This window comes from Nocardiopsis sp. KDC1DS13DA1 (genome assembly GCF_055632325.1).
In genome coordinates, this window is the sequence record NZ_JBVMUY010000025.1 from 189562 (window position 1) to 212922 (window position 23361).

At 73.8% G+C, this 23361-nt stretch carries 22 protein-coding genes; 15 read left to right on the top strand and 7 right to left on the bottom strand.

The window, feature by feature from the left end; translation table 11 throughout:
- The first annotated feature begins 113 nt into the window (after window positions 1-113).
- Both ACTVAJ_RS17095 and ACTVAJ_RS17100 read left to right on the top strand, forming a co-directional pair.
- Window positions 114-1835 carry a choice-of-anchor I family protein gene (locus ACTVAJ_RS17095; protein WP_470389157.1) on the top strand — a complete coding sequence of 574 codons (1722 nt, stop codon included), beginning with the start codon at window positions 114-116 and terminating at the stop codon, window positions 1833-1835.
- A gap of 78 nt (window positions 1836-1913) precedes the next feature.
- Window positions 1914-2678, top strand: a complete 765-nt coding sequence (locus ACTVAJ_RS17100) for a L,D-transpeptidase family protein (RefSeq protein WP_470389158.1) — start codon at window positions 1914-1916, stop codon at window positions 2676-2678.
- 62 nt (window positions 2679-2740) lie between these two features.
- Here ACTVAJ_RS17100 and ACTVAJ_RS17105 read toward each other — a convergent pair whose 3' ends face one another.
- Window positions 2741-4234, bottom strand: a complete 1494-nt coding sequence (locus ACTVAJ_RS17105) for an MFS transporter (protein WP_470389159.1) — start codon at window positions 4232-4234, stop codon at window positions 2741-2743.
- A gap of 26 nt (window positions 4235-4260) precedes the next feature.
- On the opposite strand from ACTVAJ_RS17105, the gene ACTVAJ_RS17110 reads away from it, so the two are divergent.
- The gene (locus ACTVAJ_RS17110) at window positions 4261-4995 is read left to right on the top strand and encodes a hypothetical protein (protein ID WP_470389160.1); all 735 of its coding nucleotides are present in this window, start codon (window positions 4261-4263) and stop codon (window positions 4993-4995) included.
- Between the two features lie 424 nt (window positions 4996-5419).
- Window positions 5420-5833, top strand: a complete 414-nt coding sequence (locus tag ACTVAJ_RS17115) for a hypothetical protein (protein WP_470389161.1) — start codon at window positions 5420-5422, stop codon at window positions 5831-5833.
- 1 nt (window position 5834) lies between these two features.
- Here the strand turns inward: ACTVAJ_RS17115 and ACTVAJ_RS17120 are convergent, their stop codons facing one another.
- Entirely contained in the window at window positions 5835-6692 is an 858-nt protein-coding gene (locus ACTVAJ_RS17120; RefSeq protein ID WP_470389162.1) for an SDR family NAD(P)-dependent oxidoreductase, read from the bottom strand.
- A 59-nt stretch (window positions 6693-6751) separates the two neighbouring features.
- On the opposite strand from ACTVAJ_RS17120, the gene ACTVAJ_RS17125 reads away from it, so the two are divergent.
- Complete coding sequence (locus tag ACTVAJ_RS17125) at window positions 6752-7219, top strand: MarR family winged helix-turn-helix transcriptional regulator (protein ID WP_470389163.1); 468 nt, start codon at window positions 6752-6754, stop codon at window positions 7217-7219.
- Between the two features lie 3 nt (window positions 7220-7222).
- On the opposite strand, the gene ACTVAJ_RS17130 is transcribed toward ACTVAJ_RS17125, so the two are convergent.
- The gene (locus tag ACTVAJ_RS17130) at window positions 7223-8215 is read right to left on the bottom strand and encodes a DUF389 domain-containing protein (protein WP_470389164.1); all 993 of its coding nucleotides are present in this window, start codon (window positions 8213-8215) and stop codon (window positions 7223-7225) included.
- Window positions 8216-8380: 165 nt separating this feature from the next.
- Between ACTVAJ_RS17130 and ACTVAJ_RS17135 the strand changes: the two genes are divergently transcribed.
- From ACTVAJ_RS17135 to ACTVAJ_RS17165, 7 genes are all read left to right on the top strand, one after another.
- Complete coding sequence (locus tag ACTVAJ_RS17135; protein ID WP_470389165.1) at window positions 8381-8908, top strand: PadR family transcriptional regulator; 528 nt, start codon at window positions 8381-8383, stop codon at window positions 8906-8908.
- Window positions 8905-9630: an ABC transporter ATP-binding protein gene (locus ACTVAJ_RS17140; protein ID WP_470389166.1), complete on the top strand. Its 726-nt coding sequence runs from the start codon at window positions 8905-8907 to the stop codon at window positions 9628-9630. The genes ACTVAJ_RS17135 and ACTVAJ_RS17140 overlap by 4 nt, the downstream gene beginning before the upstream one ends.
- Window positions 9627-11933: an FtsX-like permease family protein gene (locus ACTVAJ_RS17145; protein ID WP_470389167.1), complete on the top strand. Its 2307-nt coding sequence runs from the start codon at window positions 9627-9629 to the stop codon at window positions 11931-11933. Before ACTVAJ_RS17140 ends, ACTVAJ_RS17145 begins: the two co-directional genes overlap by 4 nt.
- Before the next feature lie 86 nt (window positions 11934-12019).
- On the top strand, window positions 12020-13093 hold the full coding sequence (locus ACTVAJ_RS17150; RefSeq protein WP_470389168.1) for an NAD-dependent epimerase/dehydratase family protein: 1074 nt from the start codon (window positions 12020-12022) through the stop codon (window positions 13091-13093).
- A gap of 106 nt (window positions 13094-13199) precedes the next feature.
- On the top strand, window positions 13200-13949 hold the full coding sequence (locus ACTVAJ_RS17155) for a glycosyltransferase family 2 protein (RefSeq protein ID WP_470389189.1): 750 nt from the start codon (window positions 13200-13202) through the stop codon (window positions 13947-13949).
- Complete coding sequence (locus ACTVAJ_RS17160; protein ID WP_470389169.1) at window positions 13946-14617, top strand: TIGR04282 family arsenosugar biosynthesis glycosyltransferase; 672 nt, start codon at window positions 13946-13948, stop codon at window positions 14615-14617. Before ACTVAJ_RS17155 ends, ACTVAJ_RS17160 begins: the two co-directional genes overlap by 4 nt.
- The gene (locus ACTVAJ_RS17165; protein ID WP_470389170.1) at window positions 14614-15351 is read left to right on the top strand and encodes a class I SAM-dependent methyltransferase; all 738 of its coding nucleotides are present in this window, start codon (window positions 14614-14616) and stop codon (window positions 15349-15351) included. Before ACTVAJ_RS17160 ends, ACTVAJ_RS17165 begins: the two co-directional genes overlap by 4 nt.
- Here ACTVAJ_RS17165 and ACTVAJ_RS17170 read toward each other — a convergent pair.
- Both ACTVAJ_RS17170 and ACTVAJ_RS17175 read right to left on the bottom strand, forming a co-directional pair.
- Entirely contained in the window at window positions 15327-15818 is a 492-nt protein-coding gene (locus ACTVAJ_RS17170) for a hypothetical protein (protein WP_470389171.1), read from the bottom strand. The two genes, ACTVAJ_RS17165 and ACTVAJ_RS17170, sit on opposite strands and share 25 nt — an antisense overlap.
- Window positions 15818-17215 carry a molybdopterin-dependent oxidoreductase gene (locus ACTVAJ_RS17175; protein ID WP_470389172.1) on the bottom strand — a complete coding sequence of 466 codons (1398 nt, stop codon included), beginning with the start codon at window positions 17213-17215 and terminating at the stop codon, window positions 15818-15820. Before ACTVAJ_RS17175 ends, ACTVAJ_RS17170 begins: the two co-directional genes overlap by 1 nt.
- 122 nt (window positions 17216-17337) lie before the next feature.
- Between ACTVAJ_RS17175 and ACTVAJ_RS17180 the strand changes: the two genes are divergently transcribed.
- The 3 genes from ACTVAJ_RS17180 (at window position 17338) to ACTVAJ_RS17190 (ending at window position 21131) form a co-directional block, all read left to right on the top strand.
- A complete protein-coding gene (locus ACTVAJ_RS17180; protein WP_470389173.1) occupies window positions 17338-18726 on the top strand; it encodes a hypothetical protein in 1389 nt (462 codons plus the stop codon).
- 114 nt (window positions 18727-18840) lie between these two features.
- Window positions 18841-19785: an NADP-dependent oxidoreductase gene (locus tag ACTVAJ_RS17185; RefSeq protein ID WP_470389174.1), complete on the top strand. Its 945-nt coding sequence runs from the start codon at window positions 18841-18843 to the stop codon at window positions 19783-19785.
- Between the two features lie 311 nt (window positions 19786-20096).
- Complete coding sequence (locus tag ACTVAJ_RS17190; protein WP_470389175.1) at window positions 20097-21131, top strand: LPXTG cell wall anchor domain-containing protein; 1035 nt, start codon at window positions 20097-20099, stop codon at window positions 21129-21131.
- A 67-nt stretch (window positions 21132-21198) separates the two neighbouring features.
- Here ACTVAJ_RS17190 and ACTVAJ_RS17195 read toward each other — a convergent pair whose 3' ends face one another.
- Window positions 21199-22743, bottom strand: coding sequence for a tyrosinase family protein (locus ACTVAJ_RS17195; RefSeq protein WP_470389176.1), 1545 nt, complete (start codon window positions 22741-22743; stop codon window positions 21199-21201).
- Between the two features lie 244 nt (window positions 22744-22987).
- Window positions 22988-23361 (bottom strand): hypothetical protein (locus tag ACTVAJ_RS17200; protein WP_470389177.1); only part of this gene is annotated, 374 nt, incomplete at its 5' end.

Sequence of the window (23361 nt, forward strand, 5' to 3'; positions counted from 1 at the left end):
CGGGGCCCTTCACCTGGCGGCCGGACCGCCGTCACCCGCCGTTCGCGACCCCCTGGTTGGCTTCGGCGCGGGCGTGACCTCGCCCGTCTCCCCCGATCCCACCAGGAAGCACCATGCGTAAGACCATGGCGGCCACGGCCGCCATCGCCGTCTCCCTGACCGGGGCGGCGGCCGCCGCCCACGCCGACGAGCGGGGTCCGGCGCGCGGCCCCGGCCCCGTCGGCATCGAACTGTCCGTGCTCGGCACGTACCACACCGACGCCTTCGACGAGTCGGCCGCCGAGATCGTCGCCCACGACCCGGACACCCAGCGCCTGTTCGTCGTCAACGCGGCCGCGGCCACGGTCGAGGTCCTGGACGTCTCCGACCCGGAGTCGCCGACCAAGCTCTTCGACCTGCCGACCGCCGGTGTGGCGGCGGCCGACGGCTCGACCGTGGCGGAGGGGGCCGTGGCCAACTCCGTGGCGGTGCACGGCGGCGTCGTCGCGGTGGCGGTGGAGGCCGAGGACCGGGCCGAGCCGGGCTGGGTGGTCCTCTTCGACGCCGACGGAGCCGCGCTGAACGCGCTCCGGGTCGGGGCCCTGCCGGACATGGCGACCTTCACGCCGGACGGGCGGAGCCTGCTGGTCGCCAACGAGGGCGAGCCGAGCGACGACTACACCGCCGACCCGGAGGGTTCGGTGAGCGTGGTCCGGATCTCCGGCGACCCCGGTGCGCTCACCCAGGACGACGTGGACACGGCCGGCTTCCGGGCCTGGGACGAGGGCCGGGAGCTCCACCCCGACGTGCGGGTCTTCGGCCCCGACCTGTCCACGGGGGAGCCCGGGACGCCGGGCCGGGTGGCGCGCAACCTCGAACCGGAGTACGTCTCCGCCGGGGCCGACGGCACCGCCTACGTCGTGCTCCAGGAGGCCAACGCCTTCGCGGTCCTGGACGTGGCCGCCGCCGAGTTCACCGACGTCGTACCGTTCGGCGTGAAGGACCACCTGGAGCCGGGTGACGGGCTGGACGCCTCCAACCGGGACGGCGGGATCCGGATCGAGAACTGGCCGGTCTACGGGATGTACCAGCCCGACGGGTTCGACACCTACACCTGGCGCGGGCAGACCCTGCTGGTCACCGCGAACGAGGGCGACTCCCGGGACTGGGACGGCTACTCGGAGGAGGACCGGCTGGGCTCGCTGGCCGCCGACACCCCCCTGTGCGAGGACTCACCCCGCCTGCGGGACTTCCTGGCCGACAACGACCAGGGGATCGGCACGGTCGAGGAGCTGCTCGACGACGCCAACCTGGGGCGCCTGCACGTCTCCGCCGAGGACGGCCTGAGCGAGGACGGCGGCTGCTACGAGGACGTGTACGCCCACGGGGGCCGCTCCTTCTCCGTCTGGACGGCCGACGGCGAACGGCTCTTCGACTCCGGCGCGGACTTCGAGCGGATCACCGCGGAGGCCGACCCGGACCACTTCAACGCCAACAACGACGAGAGCTCCTTCGACGCGCGCAGCGACGACAAGGGACCCGAGGCCGAGTCCGCGGTCGTCGGCAGGGTGTCCGGGCGCACCTACGCGTTCGTGGGCCTGGAGCGGGTGGGCGGCGTGATGGTCTACGACATCACCGATCCCCGGTCGGCGTTCTTCGTGCAGTACCTGAACAACCGCGACTTCTCCGCCGAGCCCGGCACCCGGGAGGCCGGGGACCTCGCGCCCGAGGGGCTGACCTTCATCGAGGCGGGCGACTCCCCGCTTCCCGGGGTCCCGGTCCTGGCGGTGGCCAACGAGGTGAGCGGTTCCACGAGCCTGTTCCGGGTCGATCGCGTGGTGCCGGGGCGCCGCTGACCCGCGCGAACGCGACCGGGTTGTCCACAGACGCCGTTCCGGTGGGGAAAACGCCGGACGCGTGGGTAGATGTGGCGTATGGCAACCCCACTGTCACCCCCCGTCCGTAGCCGCCCCCGTCCCCTCGCCCGTACCGCGGTCCTGGCCGTGGCCGCGTCGTGCGCTCTCGGGGCCGGGGCGGCCCTCCTCACCGCCACCCCGGCCCACGCGTCCGCACCGGCCGTCTCCGCCCCCGCGACCCTGCCGTCCGAGCTGCGGGAGGGCGACTCCGGAACCTACGTCACCGAGCTCCAGGAGCGTCTGAACGAGCTCGGCTACTGGACCGACGGCGTCGACGGCGAGTTCGGCTACCACACGGAACAGGCCGTCATCGCGCTCCAGAAGGCCGCCGGGATCGCCCGCGACGGCATCGTCGGCCCCGACACCGAGGACGCCCTCGCCCAGGGCGTGCGCCCGTCCGCCACCACCGACTCCGGTGACCTGCTGGAGATCGACCTCGACGACCAGCTGCTGCTCGTCGTCTCCGACGGCGAGGTGGAGCGGATCATCAACACCTCCACCGGATCGGGCCGACCCTACGAGAGGTGGGACGGCACCGAGGTCATCGCCACCACCCCCACCGGGACCTACTCCGTCTTCCGCGAGGTCGACGCGTGGGACCCCGGACCCTACGGGGCGCTGTACCGGCCCAAGTACTTCAACGGCGGGATCGCCGTGCACGGCTACCCCAGCGTTCCGGCCTACCCCGCCTCGCACGGCTGCGCCCGCGTGAGCATGGCCGCCATGGACTGGCTGTGGGAGAGCGGGAGGATGGAGGTGTACACCACCGTCGTCGTGTACTGACCCCGAGGCGGGGCCGGGGCGTTCGCCCGGCGGTGTGCCGGGCCGCCGCCGCGGCCCCCGGGTCAGGTCCGGTCGGGGCCGCCACCCAGGGCGGCCCGCTCCGCGTCGTCGGCGCGGGCCGAGGTCGCGCGCAGGTGGCGCAGCGCCGCGAGAGTGGCGACCGCGAAGACCGCCGAGGCGAACAGGGACGGCAGCCGCAGGTCGACCCGGCCGAGGAGCCCGCCGAGCAGCGCGCCGAGTGGCAGCAGACCGAAACCGAGCACGCGGTTGGCGCTCATCACCCGACCCATGAGCCGCTCCGGCACGATCTGCTGGAGGACGCCCGTGGACATGACGTTCGACAGCGTGCTGGCGGCGGCCACCAGTGCCCAGGCGACGGCCGCGGCCACGGCGTTGGGGGCCAGCGCGAAGGCGACGCACAGGACGGACTGGCCGAGGTATCCGCCGACGATCACCCCGAACCGGCCCTCCCGTCGCCCGCCGCCCGGGGATCGCTCCGCGAAGGGGCGGGCACCCTCGACGGACGCCTTCGGCGCGGTTCCCCCTGACCGGGCGGCCAACCGTCCGACCACCGCGGCGCCGCCGATCGCCCCGACGGCCGCCACGGCGAGGAACACACCGAACAGCCGCTCCGGGACGCCGAAGTGCTCCCGGACGATGAGGACGAACACCCCGAGCTGTGCTCCGGCCGCGAGGTTGATCACGGCGAGGAAGAACACATGCGCGCGGAGCGGGGGATCGGTGAACACGTACCGCAGGCCCTCCCCGACGTCGGAGAGGACGGAGCGCACCGGGCCCGCGGCGGTGGAACCGCCCGCGGGGGCCGGGCGGCGCGCCGACAGCGGCGGGCCCAGGAGGATGAGCGCGCCCAGGAGGTAGGCCCCGGCGTTCACCGCCAGGGGGAGCGCGGCGGCCACGGCGAACAGGAACCCCGCCGTGGGCGCGCCGACGAACTCCTGCGCGACCTCGCGTCCGGCCACCAGCCGACCGTTGGCCCGGTCGACGGCACCCCTGGCCAGTGCGGGAAGTGCCGCCCGCGCGGCGATGTCGTAGACGCTCTCGCAGGTCATCACGGCGAACATCACCACGTACAGGAGAGCGATCGTGGTGTGGCCCGTGGCGGTGGCGGCGGCCAGCGCCAGGACCGCCGCGCCGCGCACCACGTTCGCGACCACCATCGCCCGGATCCGGTCGACCCGGTCCACGAGTGCTCCGACGAACAGCCCGAACAGCAGCCACGGCAGGTAGCGCGCGGCGGTGAGCCCCGCGACCGCGAGGGGGTCGTTGGTGAGCAGGGCGGCGAGCATCGGCAGCGCGGTCAGCATGACGCCGTCGGCCAGGTTGCTGGCGACGTTGCCCGACCAGAAGCGGTGGAAGGCCGCGCCGAGTCGGGGGGTGTGGCCGCCGGGGCCGTCGGCCGGGCGGGGGAGGTCGTCATCGGGTTCCTCGGGGTGTGGCGAATCCTCGGGTACGGCGGGTCCTCGGGCATTCTCGGTCCTGACCGCGACCGGAGCCAGAGGCCCGGGGCGGCCGGAGCCGCGCCGGGCCGCCTTCACGGGGTCACGAACCCGAGGAGAACCGCATGCCCTTCCGGATCGCCACGGAGCCCGGCCGTCCCGACCACCCGAACGAGGACTTCGCGGCCGTCAGCGCCGACTGCGCGGTGCTGCTCGACGGCGTGACCGGGCGTCCGGACGACGGATGCGGCCACGGCGTCGCGTGGTTCACCCGCTCCCTCGGCGGGCTGCTGCTCGCGGGGGCGGACGCCGGACTCGGCCTGCGCGAGGCGCTGGCGGAGGCGATCGGGGGAGTGTCGTCGCTGCACGGCGCGACCTGTGACCTCGCCCGGCAGCAGACCCCCTCGGCCACCGTCGTCGCGGTGCGCGTACGCGGGGGCGTGCTGGAGTACCTGGTCCTGTCCGATTCGGTGCTGCTGGTGCGCGGGCGGGACGGGGTGCGCGTGCTCGCGGACACCCGGTTGGACGACCTCAGGGAGAGGGTGTCCAAGCCGGTCCGCGCGTACCGCAACGTACCCGGCGGGTTCTGGACGGCGGGAGCCGATCCGCGGGCGGCGGACGAGGCGGTCACGGGAACGCTGCCGCCGGGCCCCTTCGCCGCCCTGACCGACGGTGCGAGCCGGGCCGTCGAGCTGTTCCGCGCCTACCGCTGGGACGAGGCGCTGGACCTGGTGACCGAGCACGGCCCCGGTGCCCTGGTGGACCGGGTGCGTGCGTTGGAGCGGGCCGACCCGGCGGGGGTACGCCACCCGAGGGGCAAGGTCCACGACGACGCCACGGTGGTCACCTGGACCCCGTGATCTGGTTACGGACATCCGCATCATGTATTCAGGTCCGTCCGATATGGGGAAAATGGAGCCGTTCCGGTGGGAGTGCCAGGTGAAACGTGGGTGAAAATCGCGAAGTTATGGTGGACGTTTCGTTCGGTGCGTGGGATCACATTTCCTTCCTTTTTAAGAAAAGTTCCCCTAAGGGTCGCCTCGGTCGTGCCCCCGGCCGGTCCGGAGGAGACGCACGCCTCGTTCCCGGTGGGACTTCCGGCGCTTTCGCGCGTCGTGTCCATCCGGTAGATTTCTCGGTAACCGATCATTCGGGGCCGTCACCACCGCGCCCCCCTCGCTCGTCGGTTCCCCTTACTTTCCTGTGTGCGTGTGTGTCCCACACGCGCCCCTCGCGTCAACGCGTTCCATGGTCGTCGTCCCCGCCCGGTGAAAAGGAGATGGTGTGAGCAGCACGGGTGTCCTCGAACCGACCGGTCCCAACGACTCCCTCAACGGAGCGGGCTGGCTGGATCACCTCCTCTCCACCCCCGTGGACGGTGCCGTCGAACGGACCCGTCCGGTACGCGACCTCGTCGGGTACCACCAGCGCCCCGACCCCACCAACGCCGGCACACCCGCCGAGTTCCTGCTGACCATGCGCCGCTACCTCGTCTGGGCGGGCGACTGGTCCTACCTGGAGCTGGAGTACCTGTGCGGGGGAGCGGTCAAGAGCTCGACCTTCCGCGCGGCGCTGGAGGGTACGCGGATGCCGCGCTACGTCGTCCTCATGGCCTTCGTGACCGCCTGTGCGGGTGAGGACGAGGCCGAGCGCCGCCGCTGGGTGACCGCCTGGCACCGCCTCCGCCACTCCGGCTGAGTCAAAAGACGTGCCCCGGCTCGGTGCCCTCACCCGTGCGAGCCCCGGGAACACCGTTCAGGAGCCGCTCGGTGAGCGCGGCCAGGTCGCGGCGTGCCTTCGTGTCGTAGGCCTGCGCGTGGGCGCGGGCCTCGTCGAAACGGTCGAAGTAACGCCCGGTGACGCCCTCCAGGGCCGAGTCGGCGATCAGCCGCAGTGTGGGCAGGACCCCGTCGTCCACGGTGGCGGCGGGGGTGAATCCGCTCCGCCGCACCATCCGCGTGTCCATCAGGTGCGCCGGGTGCAGCGCGTTGACGGTCGTGCCCTGGCCCCTCAACTCCTCGGCGAGGTCGAAGGTGCCCATGATCATCGCGAGCTTGCTGCGGCAGTAGGCCTCCACCCCCTCGTAGTCCCGGGTGAACATCGGATCGTCGAAGTCGACGGGGAGCTGTCCCACCGACGCCACGTTGACGACCCGCGCCGAGCCCGCCGCGGCCAGGGCCTCCCGTAGCTCGCGGACGAGCAGGTACGGGGCGAGGTGGTTGACCACCAACCGGAGTTCGTGCCCCTGGCGGCTGGTCTCGCGCACCGAAGGGTCCGCGCCTCCGCCGACCGCGGCGTTGTTCACCAGCACGTCCAGGGTCGGGGCGTCCTCGCGCACGCGTGCGGCGACATCCCGTACCTGGTCGAGGTCGCCCAGGTCGGCGCGGTAGGTGCGCACCGCCGCGGCCCGGCCCCCGACCTCGCTCGCGACCCGGTCCAGGCGGTCGCGGTCGCGTCCGTGAAGCAACAGGACGGCGCCCCGGGTCGCGAGGTCGTGTGCCAGGCGGCGGCCGAGTCCCGACGACGCCCCGGTGATCAGCACGGTCTTGCCGGCCATGGGTCCTCCATCATCGCAAGATCATCAAGGTATTGATAGTCATTCAGGACTTTACACTGATGCGCGGCGCTAGGCTCACCCGTATGGAGGAGATGCCCGCGGGGGAGCGCCTCGGCTTCGACATCAAGCGCGCCGAGCAGTCACTGATGTCGGCCAAGGCCGCCGCGCTGCGCGAGACGGGCCTGAGCGTGGCGCAATACGCGGCGCTGTTCGCGCTGCACGACAGCCCGGGCATCTCCGGGGCGGCGCTCGCCCGTGTCTGCCTGGTCACACCCCAGGCCATGGCGGCCGTGCTCAAGGCCCTCGCGGCCGACGGGCTGGTGGAGAGGGGGCCGCACCCCTGGCACCAGCACGTCCTCCAGACCCGGATCACCGAGGCGGGCGCCGAGCGTCTGCGCGCCGCCGACCGGCGGGCGGTGCCGATCGAGCGCCGCATGGCCGACGCCCTCTCTCCAGAGGAGCGCGACACCCTGCGCGAACTCCTCAACCGCTGCGTGGCGGCCGTCAACGCCGACGGGTCCCCCTGAACCTCAGCCGCCGACCACCCCGGCGTCGATCCGCTGGCCGCTGGTCGTCTGGACCACGACGGGGATGCCCTTGGGAACCTCGCCGCCGAGGCGTTCGATCAACGCGCTCTCCGGGGGCAGGTCCCCCGAGGAGCGGACGTGCACGTGGAGCGTGCGCGACACCATGTCCACGCGGGTGACGGACGAACCGGGGGTGTCGGCGAGCCACGCGCTGGCCGCGTCCCTCGCCCGTGCCGTCCACAGGTCCACCAGGAGCGTGACCGTGGTGTTCCCGACGAGCGGGACGAACACGACGGTGAACAGCAGGGCCATGGCCAGGCGGGTCCTGCGGGTCGTCCGCCGGGCGCTGCCGGATCCGTACCCGACCACCGCGAAGGTCGCCATCCCCGCGGAGACCAGGCCGAAGAGGTTGGACAGGAACAGCACGAGCGCGCCCAGGGCGGGCCAGAACGCGAGGTGCCCCAGACACACCCCGACCACGACCAGCGGCGGAACCAGGGAGATCGCGATCGCCACCCCCGGCAGTACGGCGGCGACATCCCGGCGGGACACGGCCAGGGCACCGGCGAGGCCCGTCGCCACCGCCGACACCAGGTCCATCAGGCCCGGCGACGTCCTTCCGGAGATCTGGCTGTTGGAGAGCAGGTCGTAGCTGTCGGGCAGAACCACCGAGAACGCCAGCCCCACCCCGATCACCAGTAGGCAGCCGAACAGGACGATCCGGACCGACCCGGTCCGCCGCCGCTGGACGGACCCCAGGGCGATCCCCATGATCGGTGTCGCCAGGGGCGCGATGATCATCGCGCCGATCACGGTGGCGGTCGAGTCGGTGATCACCCCTCCCGCCGCGATGACGGACGACAGGGTCAGCATCGTCCAGAAGGCCGAGCGCTTGGCCCTGCTGTCACCGGCGGACAGGTCGAGGTCCTGCACCATCTCGTCCAGCGTGCGGCGTTGGGAGACCGGGATGATCCGTTCGAGGAGTGCGCTGAGCATGGGCTGAGTATCGCCCCCGGCACCGCTCCGAACAGGTCAGACACGGCGGGCGCGGGGCGGAGAGGGGCACGGGGCCGGTGCCGGGGCGCGCCCCGGCGGGCGTGGCCGGGGATGTCCGGTGGCAGGTATTCACTTGGTGTATACATCATGTGTATAGTTTTCGGCATGTCACTCTCCGAGACCATCCTCGGGCTGCTGGAGACGAGCCCACAGCACGGATACGACATCAAACGCACCTACGACGAGCGTTTCGGCGCGCACAGACCGCTCGCCTACGGCCAGGTGTACGCGACCCTCTCCCGGCTCCTGAAGAACGGGCTGGTCGAGGTCGAGGCGATCGAGCACGGCGCCGGTCCCGAACGCAAGCGCTACGCCATCACCGAGGCGGGCGTCACCGACGTCGAACGGTGGCTGGCCCGGGCGGAGAACCCGGAGCCCTACCTCCAGAGCACGCTGTACACCAAGGTGGTGCTCGCCCTGCTCACCGGGCGGTCGGCGGAGGAGGTCCTGGACGTCCAGCGCGCCGAGCACCTCAGGCAGATGCGCGCCCTGACCCGCCGCAAGAGCGAGGGGGGCCTCGCTGACCAGCTCATCTGCGACCACGCCCTCTTCCACCTCGAAGCCGACCTGCGCTGGCTGGAGTTGACCGCGGCGCGCCTGGCCGACCTCGCCGGGCAGGTGCGCCGCGGATGAGACCCCTGACCACCCCCCGGGGCGTCTCCGGTTCCGGGCACCCGGACGCACCCCTGCTCAGCGCCTCCGGTCTGCACAAGGCGTTCGGCCCCACGACGGCGCTGGACGGCGCCGCCCTCACCCTCGCCCCCGGAGAGATCGTCGCCCTCATGGGGCCGTCCGGTTCCGGCAAGTCGACCCTGCTGCACTGCCTGGCCGGGGTGGTGCGGCCGGACGAGGGGAGCGTCGAGTACGCCGGGAGTGACCTCACCGCGCTCCCGGACACCCGGCTCAGCACCCTGCGCCGGACCGAGTTCGGGTTCCTGTTCCAGTTCGGCCAGCTGGTCCCGGAGCTGTCCTGCGTGGAGAACGTCGCCCTCCCGCTGCGGCTGGGCGGGGTGCGCCGCAGACGGGCCGAGCGCACCGCCGCGGAGTGGCTGGAGCGGCTGGACGTCGCCGACGTGGCGGACAGACAGCCGGGTGAGTGCTCCGGCGGGCAGGGGCAGCGGGTCGCCGTGGCCCGCGCCCTGATCACCGGCCCCCGGGTGGTGTTCGCCGACGAGCCCACCGGGGCGCTGGACTCGCTCAACGGGGAGCGGGTGATCAGGCTGCTGACCGAGACCGTCCGGGAGAGCGGGGCGGCCGTGGTGCTGGTGACGCACGAGGCGAGGGTCGCCGCCTACGCCGACCGCGAGGTCGTCGTGCGCGACGGCCGTACCCGTGACCTGGGAGGGGGCGTGTGAGCCACTGGCGATCCCTCATCGGTGACCTGCGACTGGGCGCGGGGCTGTCGTCGCGCGGCCGGGAGAGTCTGACACGTACCGTGCTCATGGCGCTCGGCGTCGGAGCGGCCACCGCGGCCCTGCTGCTGGCCTCGTCCCTGCCGACCATCCTGGACGACCGCGGTGAACGGGCCGCCGCCCGGATGGACTACCAGGTGGCGGAGTACCCGACGATCCCGCCCGGGGACGACACCCTGTCCTTCCTCATCGCCGACACCGACTACCGCGGCACCCCGGTCTTCGGTCGGATCATCCGGCCCGAGGGGCCCGACGCCCCCGTGCCACCCGGCGTCACGGAGCTTCCCGGCCCCGGCGAGATGGTGGTCTCCCCCGCCTTGGCCGACCTCCTCGACGACCCGGACGCCGAGGTCCTCCAACGCCGCTTCGACCACCCGGTCGTCGGTGAGATCGCGCCCGAGGGACTGGACGGTCCGCGCGAACTGGCCTTCTACCTCCATGACGGGGCTCTGGAGGGGTACGAGGCCGAGAACCGGATCACCCGCTACGGCGGAGTGCCCGGACCGGGAGGGGACGAACCGCTCCTCCTGCTGCTCGGCGTGGTCGGCACGGTCGTCATGCTCACCCCCGTCGTGGTGTTCCTCGCGGCGGCGGTGCGCTTCGGCGGGGAACAACGGGACCGGAGGCTGGCCGCGCTCCGCCTCATGGGCGCCGACCGCGCCGCGACCCGGCGGATCGCTGCGGGGGAGACCCTGCCGGGGACCGCGCTCGGCCTGCTGGTCGGTGTGGTCCTCTTCCTCGCGGCTCGTCCCGTCGCGGAGGCGGTACCCGTCGCCGAGGGGGTGTTCGCCGCCGACGTGGTGCCGCACCCCGTGCTCGGGGGCCTGGTGTTCCTCGTGGTGCCGTTGCTCGCACTCTGGGTGGTGCTGACGTCCCTGCGCACCGTGGCGGTCGAACCGCTGGGGGTCGTCCGCCGCGCCGACCGGGGCCGTCCCCGGGTGGGGTGGCGGCTGCTCCTCCTCGCGGTCGGCGCCACCCTGATCGCCGGGAGCATGCGGCTCGGGCTGACGGGAGGGATGTGGGCCCCGATGGTCGCGTTCGGCATCCTCGCGGTACTGCTGGGAACGACCGCGATCCTGCCCTGGCTCGTGGACCGGGCCTTCGGGCGAGCCGGTGGCGGGGGGCCGCTCGCCCTCCAGATGGCGGTGCGCCGCCTGGGCGCGGCCGGAGGCGGGCCGACCCGGGCGGTCAACGGCATCGTGGTCACGGTCGCGGGCGCGATCGCCCTGCAGGCGCTGTTCACGGGGGCCGAGGCACAGATGGAGGGCGAGCTGGAACAGACGGTCGAGAGGGTCTACGAGGGGAACACGTTCGGGGAGCACGGCTACAACCTGGCGGCGGACCTCCCCCTGCGTCCGGCCGAGGAGGGTTCGGCCCCGGCCCTGGAGGAGGCCCCGGGGGTGGCGGAGGCGCTCGTCTTCACGAGGATGTGGGGCACCGCGTCCGACGGCACCTCCCTTTCCGTGTTCGTCGCCGGCTGCCCGACGCTGGCCCGGATCGCCGACCTGCCGGAATGCGCCCCGGGGGACGTCTTCTCCGCCGACCCCGACCTGGCCGTCGGCGACGAGCTCGTCCTCGAACGCGCCGGGGAGGGGGCGGTGTGGCGGGTTCCCGAGTACACGTGGACACCGGCCACGGTGACCCTTCCCGAAGGGGACGGCGCGGACCCGGCCCGGGTCGTGCTCGCCACACCGGAGGCGGACGCGACGGCCGCGGTGACATGGGGCGCGACGGCCTGGCTGCGGGTGGATCCCGCGGTCCCGGACGTCCAGGAGGAGGTCCGGGCGGCCCTCGCGGGTCTGGACCCGGCCTTCGACGCGAACTTCTCGGTGACCACGCGCACCGGCAGCGGACTGGACGGGATGCGGAACATGCTCCTCGCCGGGGCGGTCGCGTGCCTGGCGATGATCGCCGCCGGACTGGTGGTGGGCACGGTCGAGCAGGTCCGCGCGAGCACGCGGGTGCACGCGGTGCTCACCGCCTTCGGTACCCCGCGGCGCACACTGGCGGGTTCCCTGGTGTGGCAGACCGCGCTGCCCGTCCTGCTGGGAACCGCCCTCGCGACGGTCGCGGGGCTGGTCCTGGGCGCACTGCTCATGGCCCTCGGCGGGGTTCCGATCGCCTTCGCCCCCGCCGACGTCCTGGTGGTCTCCGGGGCCGGTGCCGGGGCGGTGCTCCTCGCGACCCTGCTCGCCCTTCCCGCGCTGCTGCGGACGACGCGTCCGCAGGGACTGCGCTGGGAGTAGCCCCCCACCACGACCGGTGGCCCCGATTCCCGGGTCGCCGGTGCGCCCCGACGACGCGTGCGGTCCCGGAACCTAACGTGGACCGCATGCGCGTACTTGTCACCGGCGGGGCGGGGTTCATCGGATCGCACGCGGCCGAGGCCCTGCGGGGCGCCGGGCACACGGTGGTGACCCTCGACGCCCTCCTGCCGCAGGCGCACGCCGGTCGGCCACCGGGAGACGCGGGGGTCGACCTGGTCTGCGACGTCCGCGACGGCGCGGCCGTGGAGCGGGCGCTGCACGGGGTGGACGTCGTGTGCCACCAGGCGGCGATGGTGGGCCTGGGCGCGGACTTCGGCGACGCGCCGGACTACGTCGGCTGCAACGACCTGGGCACCGCGACACTGCTGGCCGCGATGGCCCGCCGGGGCGTGCGCGACATCGTGCTCGCCGGGTCCATGGTGGTCTACGGCGAGGGGGCCTACTCCTGCGCCGAGCACGGCCCGGTCCGGCCCGGGCCGCGGCGGGAGGCCGACCTGGCCGCCGGGCGCTTCGACCCCCCGTGCCCGCGGTGCGGGGCGCCGCTGGATCCCGGGCTGGTCGGCGAGGACGCCCCGACCGACCCGCGCAACGTCTACGCCGCCACCAAGCTCGCGCAGGAACACCTCTGCGCGGCGTGGGCGCGGGCCGTCGGAGGGCGCGCCATCGCACTGCGCTACCACAACGTCTACGGCCCCGGCATGCCGAGCGACACCCCGTACGCGGGTGTGGCGTCCTTCTTCCGCTCCGCCCTGGCCAGGGGCGAGGCCCCGCGCGTGTTCGAGGACGGCCACCAGCGGCGGGACTTCGTGCACGTTTGCGACGTGGCCGACGCCAACGCGGCGGCGGTGGCGGCCCTGGCGGGACGGCCGGAGGGCGTCCTGTCCGCGTTCAACACCGGCAGCGGAACGCAGCACACGGTCGGCGAGATGGCGTGGGCGCTGGCGGAGGCGCACGGGGGACCGTACCCGGTGGTCACCGGTGACTACCGGCTGGGCGACGTCCGGCACATCACCGCGTGCTCCGCCCGGCTGGCCGAGGAGCTCGACTGGCGCCCGCGTGTGGGCTTCGCCGAGGGCATGCGGGAGTTCGCGCGGGCGGGGCTGCGCGCCCGACACGGAGTCGACGTACCGGCCGGGTGACGGGGGTCGCCCGCGTGTCGCGGGACATCCCTCCACCGTCGGAGCCGTTTCGCTACGTAGCGTGATCATCGTGATCAATGAGCGACGTGGGAGCGACGACTCCGCTGTGCACCCCGACCGGACCGCGAAGGACCCCGAGGCGCCGCCGGGAGGGAACCGGCGACCACCGGTGGACGTGATCCTGCCCTGCCTGGACGAGGCGGCGGCACTGCCGTGGGTCATCGGGCGCGTCCCCTCCGGCTGGCGGCCGATCGTGGTGGACAACGGGTCCACGGACGGATCGGCGCGCATCGCCGAACGGCTGGGCGCGCTGGTCGTCACCGAACCGCGGCGGGGGTTCGGGGCGGCCTGCCACGCGGGACTCCTCGCCGCCACCGCCGACATCGTCTGCTTCTGCGACTGCGACGCCTCGCTCGATCCGGAACTGCTGCCGCGCGTGGTGGACGCGGTACGGGAGGGCGCCTCGGACCTGGTCGTGGCCCGCCGCCGCCCCGTCGTCGCGGGCGCCTGGCCCGTCCACGCCCGCGCGGGCAACGCGGCCGTCGCGCGGATGCTGCGCAGGCGCACCGGGGTGCGGCTCCGCGACATCGGCCCCATGCGGAGCGCGCGGCGGGAGGACCTCCTCGGACTCGGCCTGACCGACCGGAGGTCCGGCTACCCCCTGGAGATGGTCGTGCGCGCCGCCGACGCCGGGTGGCGGATCGACGAGGTGGACGTCCCCTACCTCCCCAGGACCGGTGCCTCCAAGGTGACCGGGACGTGGCGGGGGACGTGGACGGCGGTGCGGGACATGACGTCCGTGCTGCGCGGACCCGCGGAGCCGTGGCCGGCGCGGCCGGCGGGGAGGGAACGGTGAACGGCGTCGGGACGGACGTCCCGGCGGCCGGGGCCGCGACGCTCCTCGTCATCGCCAAGGAACCCGTCCCCGGCAGGGTCAAGACGCGGCTGACCCCCGAGTACACGCCGGAGGAGGCGGCCCGCCTGGCCGCCGCCGCGCTGGCGGACACCTTGCGCACCGTGCTGTCGCTCCCCGCCCGCAGACGGGTGCTGGCCCTGGAGGGGCGGCCGGGGCCGTGGCTGCCGGACGGGGGGTTCGACGTGGTCCCCCAGGCGGGCGGTGGGCTGGACGAGCGGCTGGCCGCCGCCTTCGCCCGGTGCTCGGGGCCGACCCTGCTGATCGGCATGGACACCCCCCAGGTCACGGCCGGAACCCTGGCCCCCGTGCTGGCCGCCGACGCCTGGACGCGCGCGGACGCGTGGTTCGGCCCGGCCGAGGACGGCGGGTTCTGGGCGCTCGGCCTGGCCGACCCCGATCCCGGCCTGCTGCTCGGCGTACCGATGTCGACGCCGCGGACCGGCCGGGTGCAGCGCCGGCGCCTGACCGACGCGGGTCTGCGGGTGGCCGACCTGCCGCTCCTGGTGGACGTGGACACCGCGGCGGACGCCGCCCGGGTCGCACGCCAGGCCCCGGGGACCCGGTTCGCGCGGGCCGTCGGGGAACGGACGACGGGAGTCCTGCGATGAACGCGGCCGAGACCGCCGCCTCCCCGGTGGACGTGACGGCGTGGCGGTGCGATCCCTACACCGAGGCGCTGGCCCGGGAACGCGGACCGCTGTTCCTGCGCCGCCCCGACGGATCGACGCTGCCGCTGGACGTCGAACGCTGGTGCGGGGGGATCGACGCGGCCGACGCGGCCGTCCTGGAACGCTGCGAGGGCGGCGTCCTGGACGTGGGGTGCGGGCCGGGCCGACTGGTCGCGGCGCTGGCCGACCTCGGCCGACCGGCGCTCGGCGTGGACCTGAACCCGCTGGCCGTGGCGCACGCCAACGCCTCGGGCGGGCGGGCACTGTGCCAGTCGGCGTTCGACCCGGTGCCGGAGGAGGGGGGCTGGCACACCGCCCTGCTGATCGACGGCAACATCGGTATCGGCGGGTCCCCGGAGAGGCTGCTCTCCCGCGTGCGGGAACTGGTCCTGCCCGGGGGACTGCTGATCGCCGAAGCCGCCCCCGAGGACGTCTGCGAGCGCATGACCGCGCGGATCACCGACGGGCGGGGAGGGGTCGGTGCCCCCTTCCCGTGGGCGCGGTTGGGGCTGCCCGCTCTGCTGGACCTCGCGGAACGGACGGGATGGTCCCGCGCCGACACCTGGGAGGCCCGGGGCCGCCGTTTCGCGGCGCTGCGCTCCGGCCGCGGTGGGACGACGGCGGGGGTGCCGCGGGGCGCGGCCGTACCTCAGACCGGGCGGCCGCCGAGGTGACCGCGCGCGTACCGCGCGGCCCCCGCCAACGCGGAGGCGGCGAACAGGAACGCGCAGACCAGGAGCCAGCGTCCGGCGAACGGGTGCCCGGGCAGCCCGCTCTTGGACAGGTAGGACTCCGAGGGCCCGAGGATCAGGGGGAAGTACACCACGAACAGCAGCGCCGAGACGACCGCGGGCACGCGTACGTGGTTGATCAGCCGGTTCCGTCGCCCGTCGCCGCCCTCCGGGGTCCGCCCCCCGCGCGTCAGCCGTCCGGCCACGGTCTGCCAGGCGCGGTCGACCAGGGTGTAGCAGGGCAGGAACACCAGGTCGTGGAGGACGGCGGCGCCGACGAACCACACCGCCACGCCGAGGGCGTCGCCGGCCAGGAGCCGCACCCCCGCGTAGCCGATGAGGGCGAAGGCCCCGATCATGAGCAGGAGGTGCCACACCGGGGCCCCGTACCAGCGACGCAGGGCGGCCATCACGCCTCCCCGAAGGTGAGGCGGCCGACCCACTTGGTGTTGTGCACCCCGGGAGCGGCCGGAACGATGACGCGGGCCGGATACCCGTGGTCGAGGGAGAGGTCCGCGCCGTTGACGCGCAGGGCCAGCAGGGAGCGGGGGTCGCCGACCTGGTTCGCGCGCAGCGCGACGCGGGTGAAGCTCCCCGTGCGCTGGACGGACTCCACGAACACCCCGACGGGACCCGCGGCGCCGACCAGGTCGGCCAGGTCGGCCAGGCGGACCCCGGACCACTCCTGGTCCTCGGTCGACCACCCCTCCACGCACGCGATCGGCAGCGCGGCGCGGTGTTGGGGAAGGGCGAGCAGCTCCTCCCGGGTGAGCGTGGCCTCCGCCGCCGGACCGCGCACGGTCAGCCGCCAGCCGTCGCCCACGTCACCCTCCCCGACACGGGCCCGGGCCGCGGTGGTGTTGACGGGAAAGCCGTCGGGGCCGTCGCCGGAGGTCCTGCCCCGCGGAGCCAGCAGGGCGGTCGCCCGCAGCGGCCCGCCGATGCTCTGCCCCACGGTCACGGCGAACAGCGTCAGCGACCCCAGCCCCACCGTGCCCAGGAGCCCGGCGCGCGAGATGGTCGGGGGCGCGGGGTCCGGGCTGAGGAGCCCGGAACCGTCGGGCGCCGCCCCGCCGGAGCCCTCCCCGGGGCCGGTCGGCGGGGCGCCCCCGCGCAACGTCCGGACCATGACCGGCACCTTGGTGGCGAGGTGGACGGCGAAACCGCCGAGGAACACCCACGAACCGTAGAAGTGCAGGACGTAGAACGATCCGGGGAAGACGTACTCCAGTTGGACGTTGAGCACCCCGGTGGCGAAGACGAACAGCGCCCCGCCCACGAGGCACAGCAGCGACAGCCGTTCCAGGGCGTGGGCCGCGGAGCGGACCGGCGGCCAGGCGAAGAAGAGCGGGATGACCGACCAGAGTTTCGCCAGCAGGACCGGCACCAGCACGATGCCCAGGGTGACGTGGATCCCCTGGGTGAGCCGGTAGAGCCAGTGCGGATCGGTGGGCCAGGGAAAGAGGTAGAACCCGAGCGGGCCCTTGCCGGGCGTCTTGTCGTTGACCGGGGACAGGTCGGGGTTGTACGCGGCGTACGACAGCAGCCCGGTGACCGCGACGACCGTGATCCCGACGAGGAGGACCGCGCCCAGCACCGACGTCGTCCAGGGGCCGCGGGCCGGGCTGCGCCAGAACCCCGGCCGTGTGGGACCGACGGGGGGTCCCTCGCGCAGGAACCTCCGCAAGGGGCGCTCCCGCTCCGAGCCCTCGGCGGCCCTGGGGCCGGAGGCGTTGGTCCGATCGGTGCCCTCGTCCATGTGCGCCTTCCTCGGTTCCTCGTCGCGCCGGGCCGCGCCCGCGATCATGCTAGGTCGGCGGGTCCTCGCTCCCGGGCAGTGAAACGCTCTCCGAACAGGCGTTCTCCCGTCATCGGCGACACTCCGGCGGGCACCGTGGCCGCGTCGCGGATGTGGCCTAGGGTGACGGCGTGAAACCGAGCGGCTACCAGAACCATGTTCGCGAGGCCGTCGGCGACGAACGCGCCGGACGTTGGCTCGACGCGCTCACCGCGGTCGGGTCCCTGCTCCTCGTCGGGGCGGCCGCGGTCGTCGGGACCGCGATCGAGCGTGCCGACGGCACCCTGCACGTGGGCTGGCCGCCGCTCTACGCCTCCTGGCTCCCGCACACGGGGCCGGGAAGCGTGCCCGCGACCGCGCTGGCCGTGGCGGCGGTCCTCTGCGGACCCCCCGTGGCGCGGACCCTGCCCTGGCGCCGCCTGGTGGCGGTCGTGTGGGCGGCGTCCGTGTCGTGGACGCTGTCCCTCGCCCTGGTCGACGGCTGGCGCGGCTTCGCCCGGCCGTTGGAGTCCCCCTACGAGTACCCGGCGTCGGTCGACCGCTTCGGTGACGTGGGTGCGGCGCTGCGCGGGTTCACCGGGCACATCCTCGTCGGGCAGCCCGACAACTGGCCGACACACGTCGCCGGGCATCCCCCCGGAGCGGTCCTGACGTTCGTCGCCCTGGACCGGGTCGGGCTCGGCGGCGGTGTCTGGGCGGGGCTCTGGTGCGTCGTGGTCGGGGGTTCGGCCGCCGCGGCCGTCCTCGTCGCCCTCCGCGCGCTCGGGGCCGAACGCGCGGCGCGGTCCGCGGCCCCGTTCCTGGTGCTGTTCCCCGGAGCGGTCTGGGTGGGCGCGTCGGCCGACGGCTACTTCGCCGCAGTGGCGGCGTGGGGCCTGGCCCTGCTCGCGGTGGCGGCGGCTCCGGGCGCCCGGGCGCCCCGGACCGCGGCGCTCGCGGCCGGACTCCTGCTGGGGTGGACCGTCTACCTGTCCTACGGGCTGGTCCTGCTCGCGATCCCCGCGGTGGCCGTCCTGGTGTGCGCGCGCACCGCCCGCCCCCTGCCCCTCGCCGTCGCGGGAGCGCTGTCCGTGGCCGCGGTGTTCACGGCCGCGGGGTTCTGGTGGTGGGAGGGGTACCGCTTGGTGGTGGAGCGCTACTACCAGGGTGTGGCGGCGGTCCGTCCGTACGGCTACTGGGTCTGGGCGAACCCGGCCAACGCCGTGGTCGCCGCGGGGCTCGCCGCCGCGGCGGGGCTGCGGCGCGCACTCGCCCTGCTCCCGGGGGAGGTACGCGCCCTGCCGCGCCCGACGACCGGGACCGGGGCGGTGGTCCTCCTCGCGGTGGCCGCGTTCTGCGCGATCGCCGTCGCCGACCTGTCGGGGATGAGCAAGGGCGAGACGGAGCGCATCTGGCTGCCCTTCCTCGTGTGGCTCGTCCCCGCCGCGGCCCTGCTGCCGCACCGTGACCACCGCCCGTGGCTCGCCCTCCAGGCCGCGACCGCCCTCCTGGTCAACCACCTGCTGCGCACCGGGTGGTGAGCGACGCACCGGAAACGCCTCAGCACGCGGAGGCGGACGTCTGTACGATGTCGTCCGCGGTCCCCGGTTCCGTCCGTGTGCCCGCCCCCCACCCAGGCAGGAGAGGCACCCCCCATGACTGACACCACGATGCGGGCGGTCCAGTTCGACGGGCCCGGAGGCCCGGAGGTGCTCCGGATCCGCGACGTTCCCGTGCCCGCCCCGACCGGCGGTCAGGTGCTCGTCCGGGTCCACGCGGCCAGCGTCAACCCCGCCGACGTCGTCAGCCGCCGGGCGCGTTCCGGCCGGTTCCCGCGCGGCACCGGCATGGACTACGCGGGCGAGGTGGCCGCGGTCGGTCCCGGAGTCACCGACTTCCGGCCCGGGCAGAGGGTGTGGGGCTACCTCGGCACCCACAGGTACCGAACCGGTGCCGCGGCCGACTACCTCCTCGCGCGGCGCGAGCAGGTCGCGGCCGCACCCGACTCCGTCGACCTCGTGTCCGCGGCGGCGCTGCCCACCGTCGGGACCACCGCTCTGGAGGCCCTGCGGGACAGGCTGCTGCTGCGGTCCGGGCAGCGGCTCCTCGTGGTGGGTGCCAGCGGCGGGGTCGGCGGCACCGCCGTCCAGCTCGGCCGCGCCATGGGAGCCGCCGTCACCGCGGTGGCCAGCGCGCCCAACGCCGACCTGTGCCGTGAACTCGGCGCCGACCGGTGCATCGACTACGCCTCGACCGAGGCTGACGCGTCGGGACGGGAGTTCGACGCGCTCCTGGACTGCCACGGCGCCGACCCGCGCCGGTACCACCGGCTCCTGCGCCCGGGCGGCCGGGCGGCCACGATCGCGGTGAAGGCCTTCCCGTTCGCCCTGCGCTCCTGGCTGCTTCCCGGACCGAGCGTCCGCGTCATCATCTCCCGGCCACGGCGAAGCGACATGGAGGCACTGGCCGGGTACGTGGACCGCGGTGAGCTGCGCCCGGTCGTCGAGCGGGTCTACCCGCTGGCGGAGGTCCAGGACGCCCACCGCGTGGTCGAGAGCGGCCACGCCCGCGGGAAGCGCGTGCTCGACCTGGGCCGGTAGGGGCGCCGCGCCCCGCCGCGCCCCGTGGGCGACGGCGTACCGGGCACCGTGGGGCCGCCGCTCGTTCCACAGCGGTCCGGCACGGTCGGCGACCTGGCGCCGACCGGTGGCACGTTATGCCATCGTCACCGCGTCTTGTCTTCCCGGAATCCGTCCGTGTCTAGGGTCGCCCTTTGTGGTACTCGGTTCCATTGGCCGTGTGCCCGTCTCCCACCTGCGCGTTCCCGCTCCTCAGCCGAGTGGATGCGCGTGGCATCCCCACAGTCCCGGTGCGAGCGACACGGCCCGGGCCGATCCGAACGAGGGTTCCCTTGAGTCTCCGCATCTGCGTACGCCGCCTGTTCCAGGGCGGTGTCGCCTTCGCCGCCGTCAGTGCGCTCGGCCTCGCCGCGGCGCTGCCCGCCCACGCCGAGAACGGTGAGGTCGGTTACGCGCGGTCGCACAACGCCGGCGAAGGCGTCATCACCGGCTTCTACCCGAGAGGGGGCGACCTCGGTGGGTACCACGGGACCCTGTACGGCGACGAGCTGTTCGTCGACTCCCTCAACAGCCACGTCGTGGACGTGGTCGAGGACGAACTCCGTGCGCGGGTGATGTTCCGGGAGCTGCGCGTCGAGCTCACCGAGGCCGACGTCGCGGCCATGCGCGCACAGGCCGAGGCAGGTGTGGCCCAACCCGGGCTGGAGAACCCCGAGGGCGAGGGTTCCGATGATGTCGTCCTCCAGGCGGCCTATACCGACACCGACATCCTGGTGGAGCAGAACTGGGCCGGTGAGCGGGAGTACTCCCACAACCCGGGTACCGAGTCCGTCGAGGTGAACGACCTCGGTGCGCGGATCTCCCTCTCCACCGAGACGTCCCCCTGGCACGAGACGCTCACGGAGGAGTCGCTCCGGTGGCAGGAGATCGACCCGGAGCAGGAACTGTGGGGCGGGGTGCAGACTCTGGACCTGGTCGTGAGCTTCCCCGACGAGGGGTTCAGCGTCTCGTACGAGGTCGGCGAGGTCATCGTCGCCTCGGACACCGCCCCTGCCACCACCGGGGACGGGGACGGTGACGAGGGCTCCGGAGGCGAGGGCGGCTCTGAGGACGGTGGTTCCGGGGACGGCGGTTCTGAGGACGGTGGTTCTGAGGACGGCGACGAGCCCGCGACCGAGAACGACCGCGACGCCTCCGGGGAGGGCCCCGCAACCGGATCCGACGGTCCCCTGGCGCAGACCGGCAGCCCGGTCGCGGGCCTGGTCGCGGCAGGTGCGGTCGTCGCCGTCGGCGGTGCCGCGACCGCTTATCTGGCCCGTCGCAGCAAGGGTGCCTCCGCGAACGCTGAGGGTTCTGACGACAGCTGAGCCGCGGCGGGGAACCGGATGAGCCGGGAATCCCGGTGCCGGATCGGCCCGGCACCGGGACGGGAGGTCAAACCACCGTGAGCGTGGCCCGGGCGAACCGCGGATCGGCGCCGGCGGCCAGCGTCTCCGGCTCGTCGGCCACCACGCGGACCGTCGGCACCCCGTCTCCGGCGGTCCTGGCCGCCGAACCCCTCAGTTCGCGCAGCTTCTCGGTCACGTCGAAGCTGAACGTCAGACCCTCCTGGTGCGGCTCGGCCCCGACGTTCCCGAAGAAGGTCAGCAGACCGACGAAGGCGGGGCCGCCCGCGTCGGTGCCGGACCGCTCCTCGCCGAGGAAGACGCTGAAGGTGGTGCGGGGCTCCCGGGCGGCCCGCACCCCCTCGAAGGTGAGCAGGACCTGGTCGCCGCCGCGGGTGGCCGTGGTGGTCTGGAGGGCCTCCGCGCCACCCGGTACGGGGCTGAGGACCACGACGTTCCGGGCGGCCAGGTGTGTCTCCTCCCCGGTGACGGCGGCCAGCTCGGCGGACCGCCGGGGCGGGACCGCGAACGGCGCGAAGTTCGCCCCGGCCGCGCCGGTGCCGTCGGTCAGCGAGTCGTACTCGTAGGCGTGGCGGGGGAAGGCGAACACGTCACCCCGCAGCACGTGCTGGCTCCCGTCCGCTTCGCGCAGCAGGAAGGGTGCGTCGGGGTCCTGGGGGCCGTGTTTGGGACGTACGGTCGGCCACCGCCAGCCGGTGGGAAGCGTGTGCGAGGGGTCGGCGGCCATCCAGGCGTACCACAGGCGGTCGATGTTGCAGTGGTGCAGCCAGAACACCGGGTCCCCGGCGGCCGTGGGAACGGCTCCCATCAGGCCGCCGACCAGGACGTGCACGGCGTCGTGTGGCTGTCGCTCGAACGCCCGGGAGAAGCCGGGGGGAGCACCGGGAACGTCCTCGGCCGTCCAGAAGTACGGCTGGGACATCGCCTCGCCCGTGTCGACCTGGGTCGGAGTCAGGGGTTCGTCGCCCCGACAGCGGCCCCCGGTGTCGTACGGGGGGAGGTAGAGCGGGTTCTCCTCCTCCCGGCCGTCGGGGCCGCGCATGGTCCGCTGCCGGAAGGGGAGCGGGATCCGGCGGTACTCCTCGGAGCCGTTGCCGGGCTCCCGGTGGGCGTAGTTCCAGTAGGGGAGCGCCCAGTCGACCTGGTCCCACCGGCCCAGTTCCCTCACGATGACGCGCCGGATGAGGCGTTCGAAGTGGTAGAGGTACCAGCGGTGCCAGGGAAGGAAGTACCTGTCGCCGTGCGGGCACTGGTACCACTCGGGCGGATCCGCGTCCCGCCGGGGCGCGGGCCTGCCGTGGGTGTACCACTGGAACAGCCAGGAGTCGTGCCGGTCCGGTGCGCCGTCCCGCTGCTTCATCCAGCCGACCGCCCTGGCGTACCAGTACAGCCGCGGATGCCAGTCGCCGGTCACCGGGTCGAAGAGCGTGGCCACGTCCTGGCGCACGAACGGGCTCAGGGGCGGCCGCCGCCGCTGGAACGGCTCCGCCGCGGTGGCGGTGCCGGGCAGTCCCGCGCCGAGCGCGACGGCCCCCGCGCCCGCGAGCAGAAGGGAGCGCCTGGACAGACTCATGTCGTTCCTCCGGGATGATCTCGGGTGCTCCGGCCGGGACTGGGGCCGTGCGCACGCGAACCCCGGTTCCCGGGGGAGTGGTGGCTGGACGAAAGGTCAGGAGCATCAGCGGGCTGCGGAGGACGAGGATCGGCCTGGAACGCAGTTCCACTACTCTCTGTAACGATAGGTTGCCTGGAGCGAAAGTCCCGGACTCCGCTCCGGCGTTTCCCCTCCGCGTCCTCCCGTGCGATCGGGAGGCACGTCAGCGGTTCATGGTCCAGGCGCCGTCGGCCTGGATGTGGATGAACTCGATCCCGCCGGCGTCGCCCAGGAGTACCGCGTCGCCGAGCGCGGTGGACCCCTCGTGGGCGCCGATCTCGTTGACCAGGCTGCCGAAGCGGATCCCGTCCGCGTCGTAGGGGACCACGATGAAGTTGGCGCTGCCGGTGTGGGTGAACTCCAGGGTGGTGCTGGCCGAGGGCGTCCAGTCGATCCGGTAGAGCGCGTCTCCGGACCCGCTGAGCCAGAAGGTCTCCTCGTCCCAGGCCACGGCCTGGGCGGGGTCCACTGGAAGCTCCTCCCCGGCGGTGCCGGTGTCGGTTCCCTGCCCGGCGGTGTCCTCGGCGGCGCCGGTCG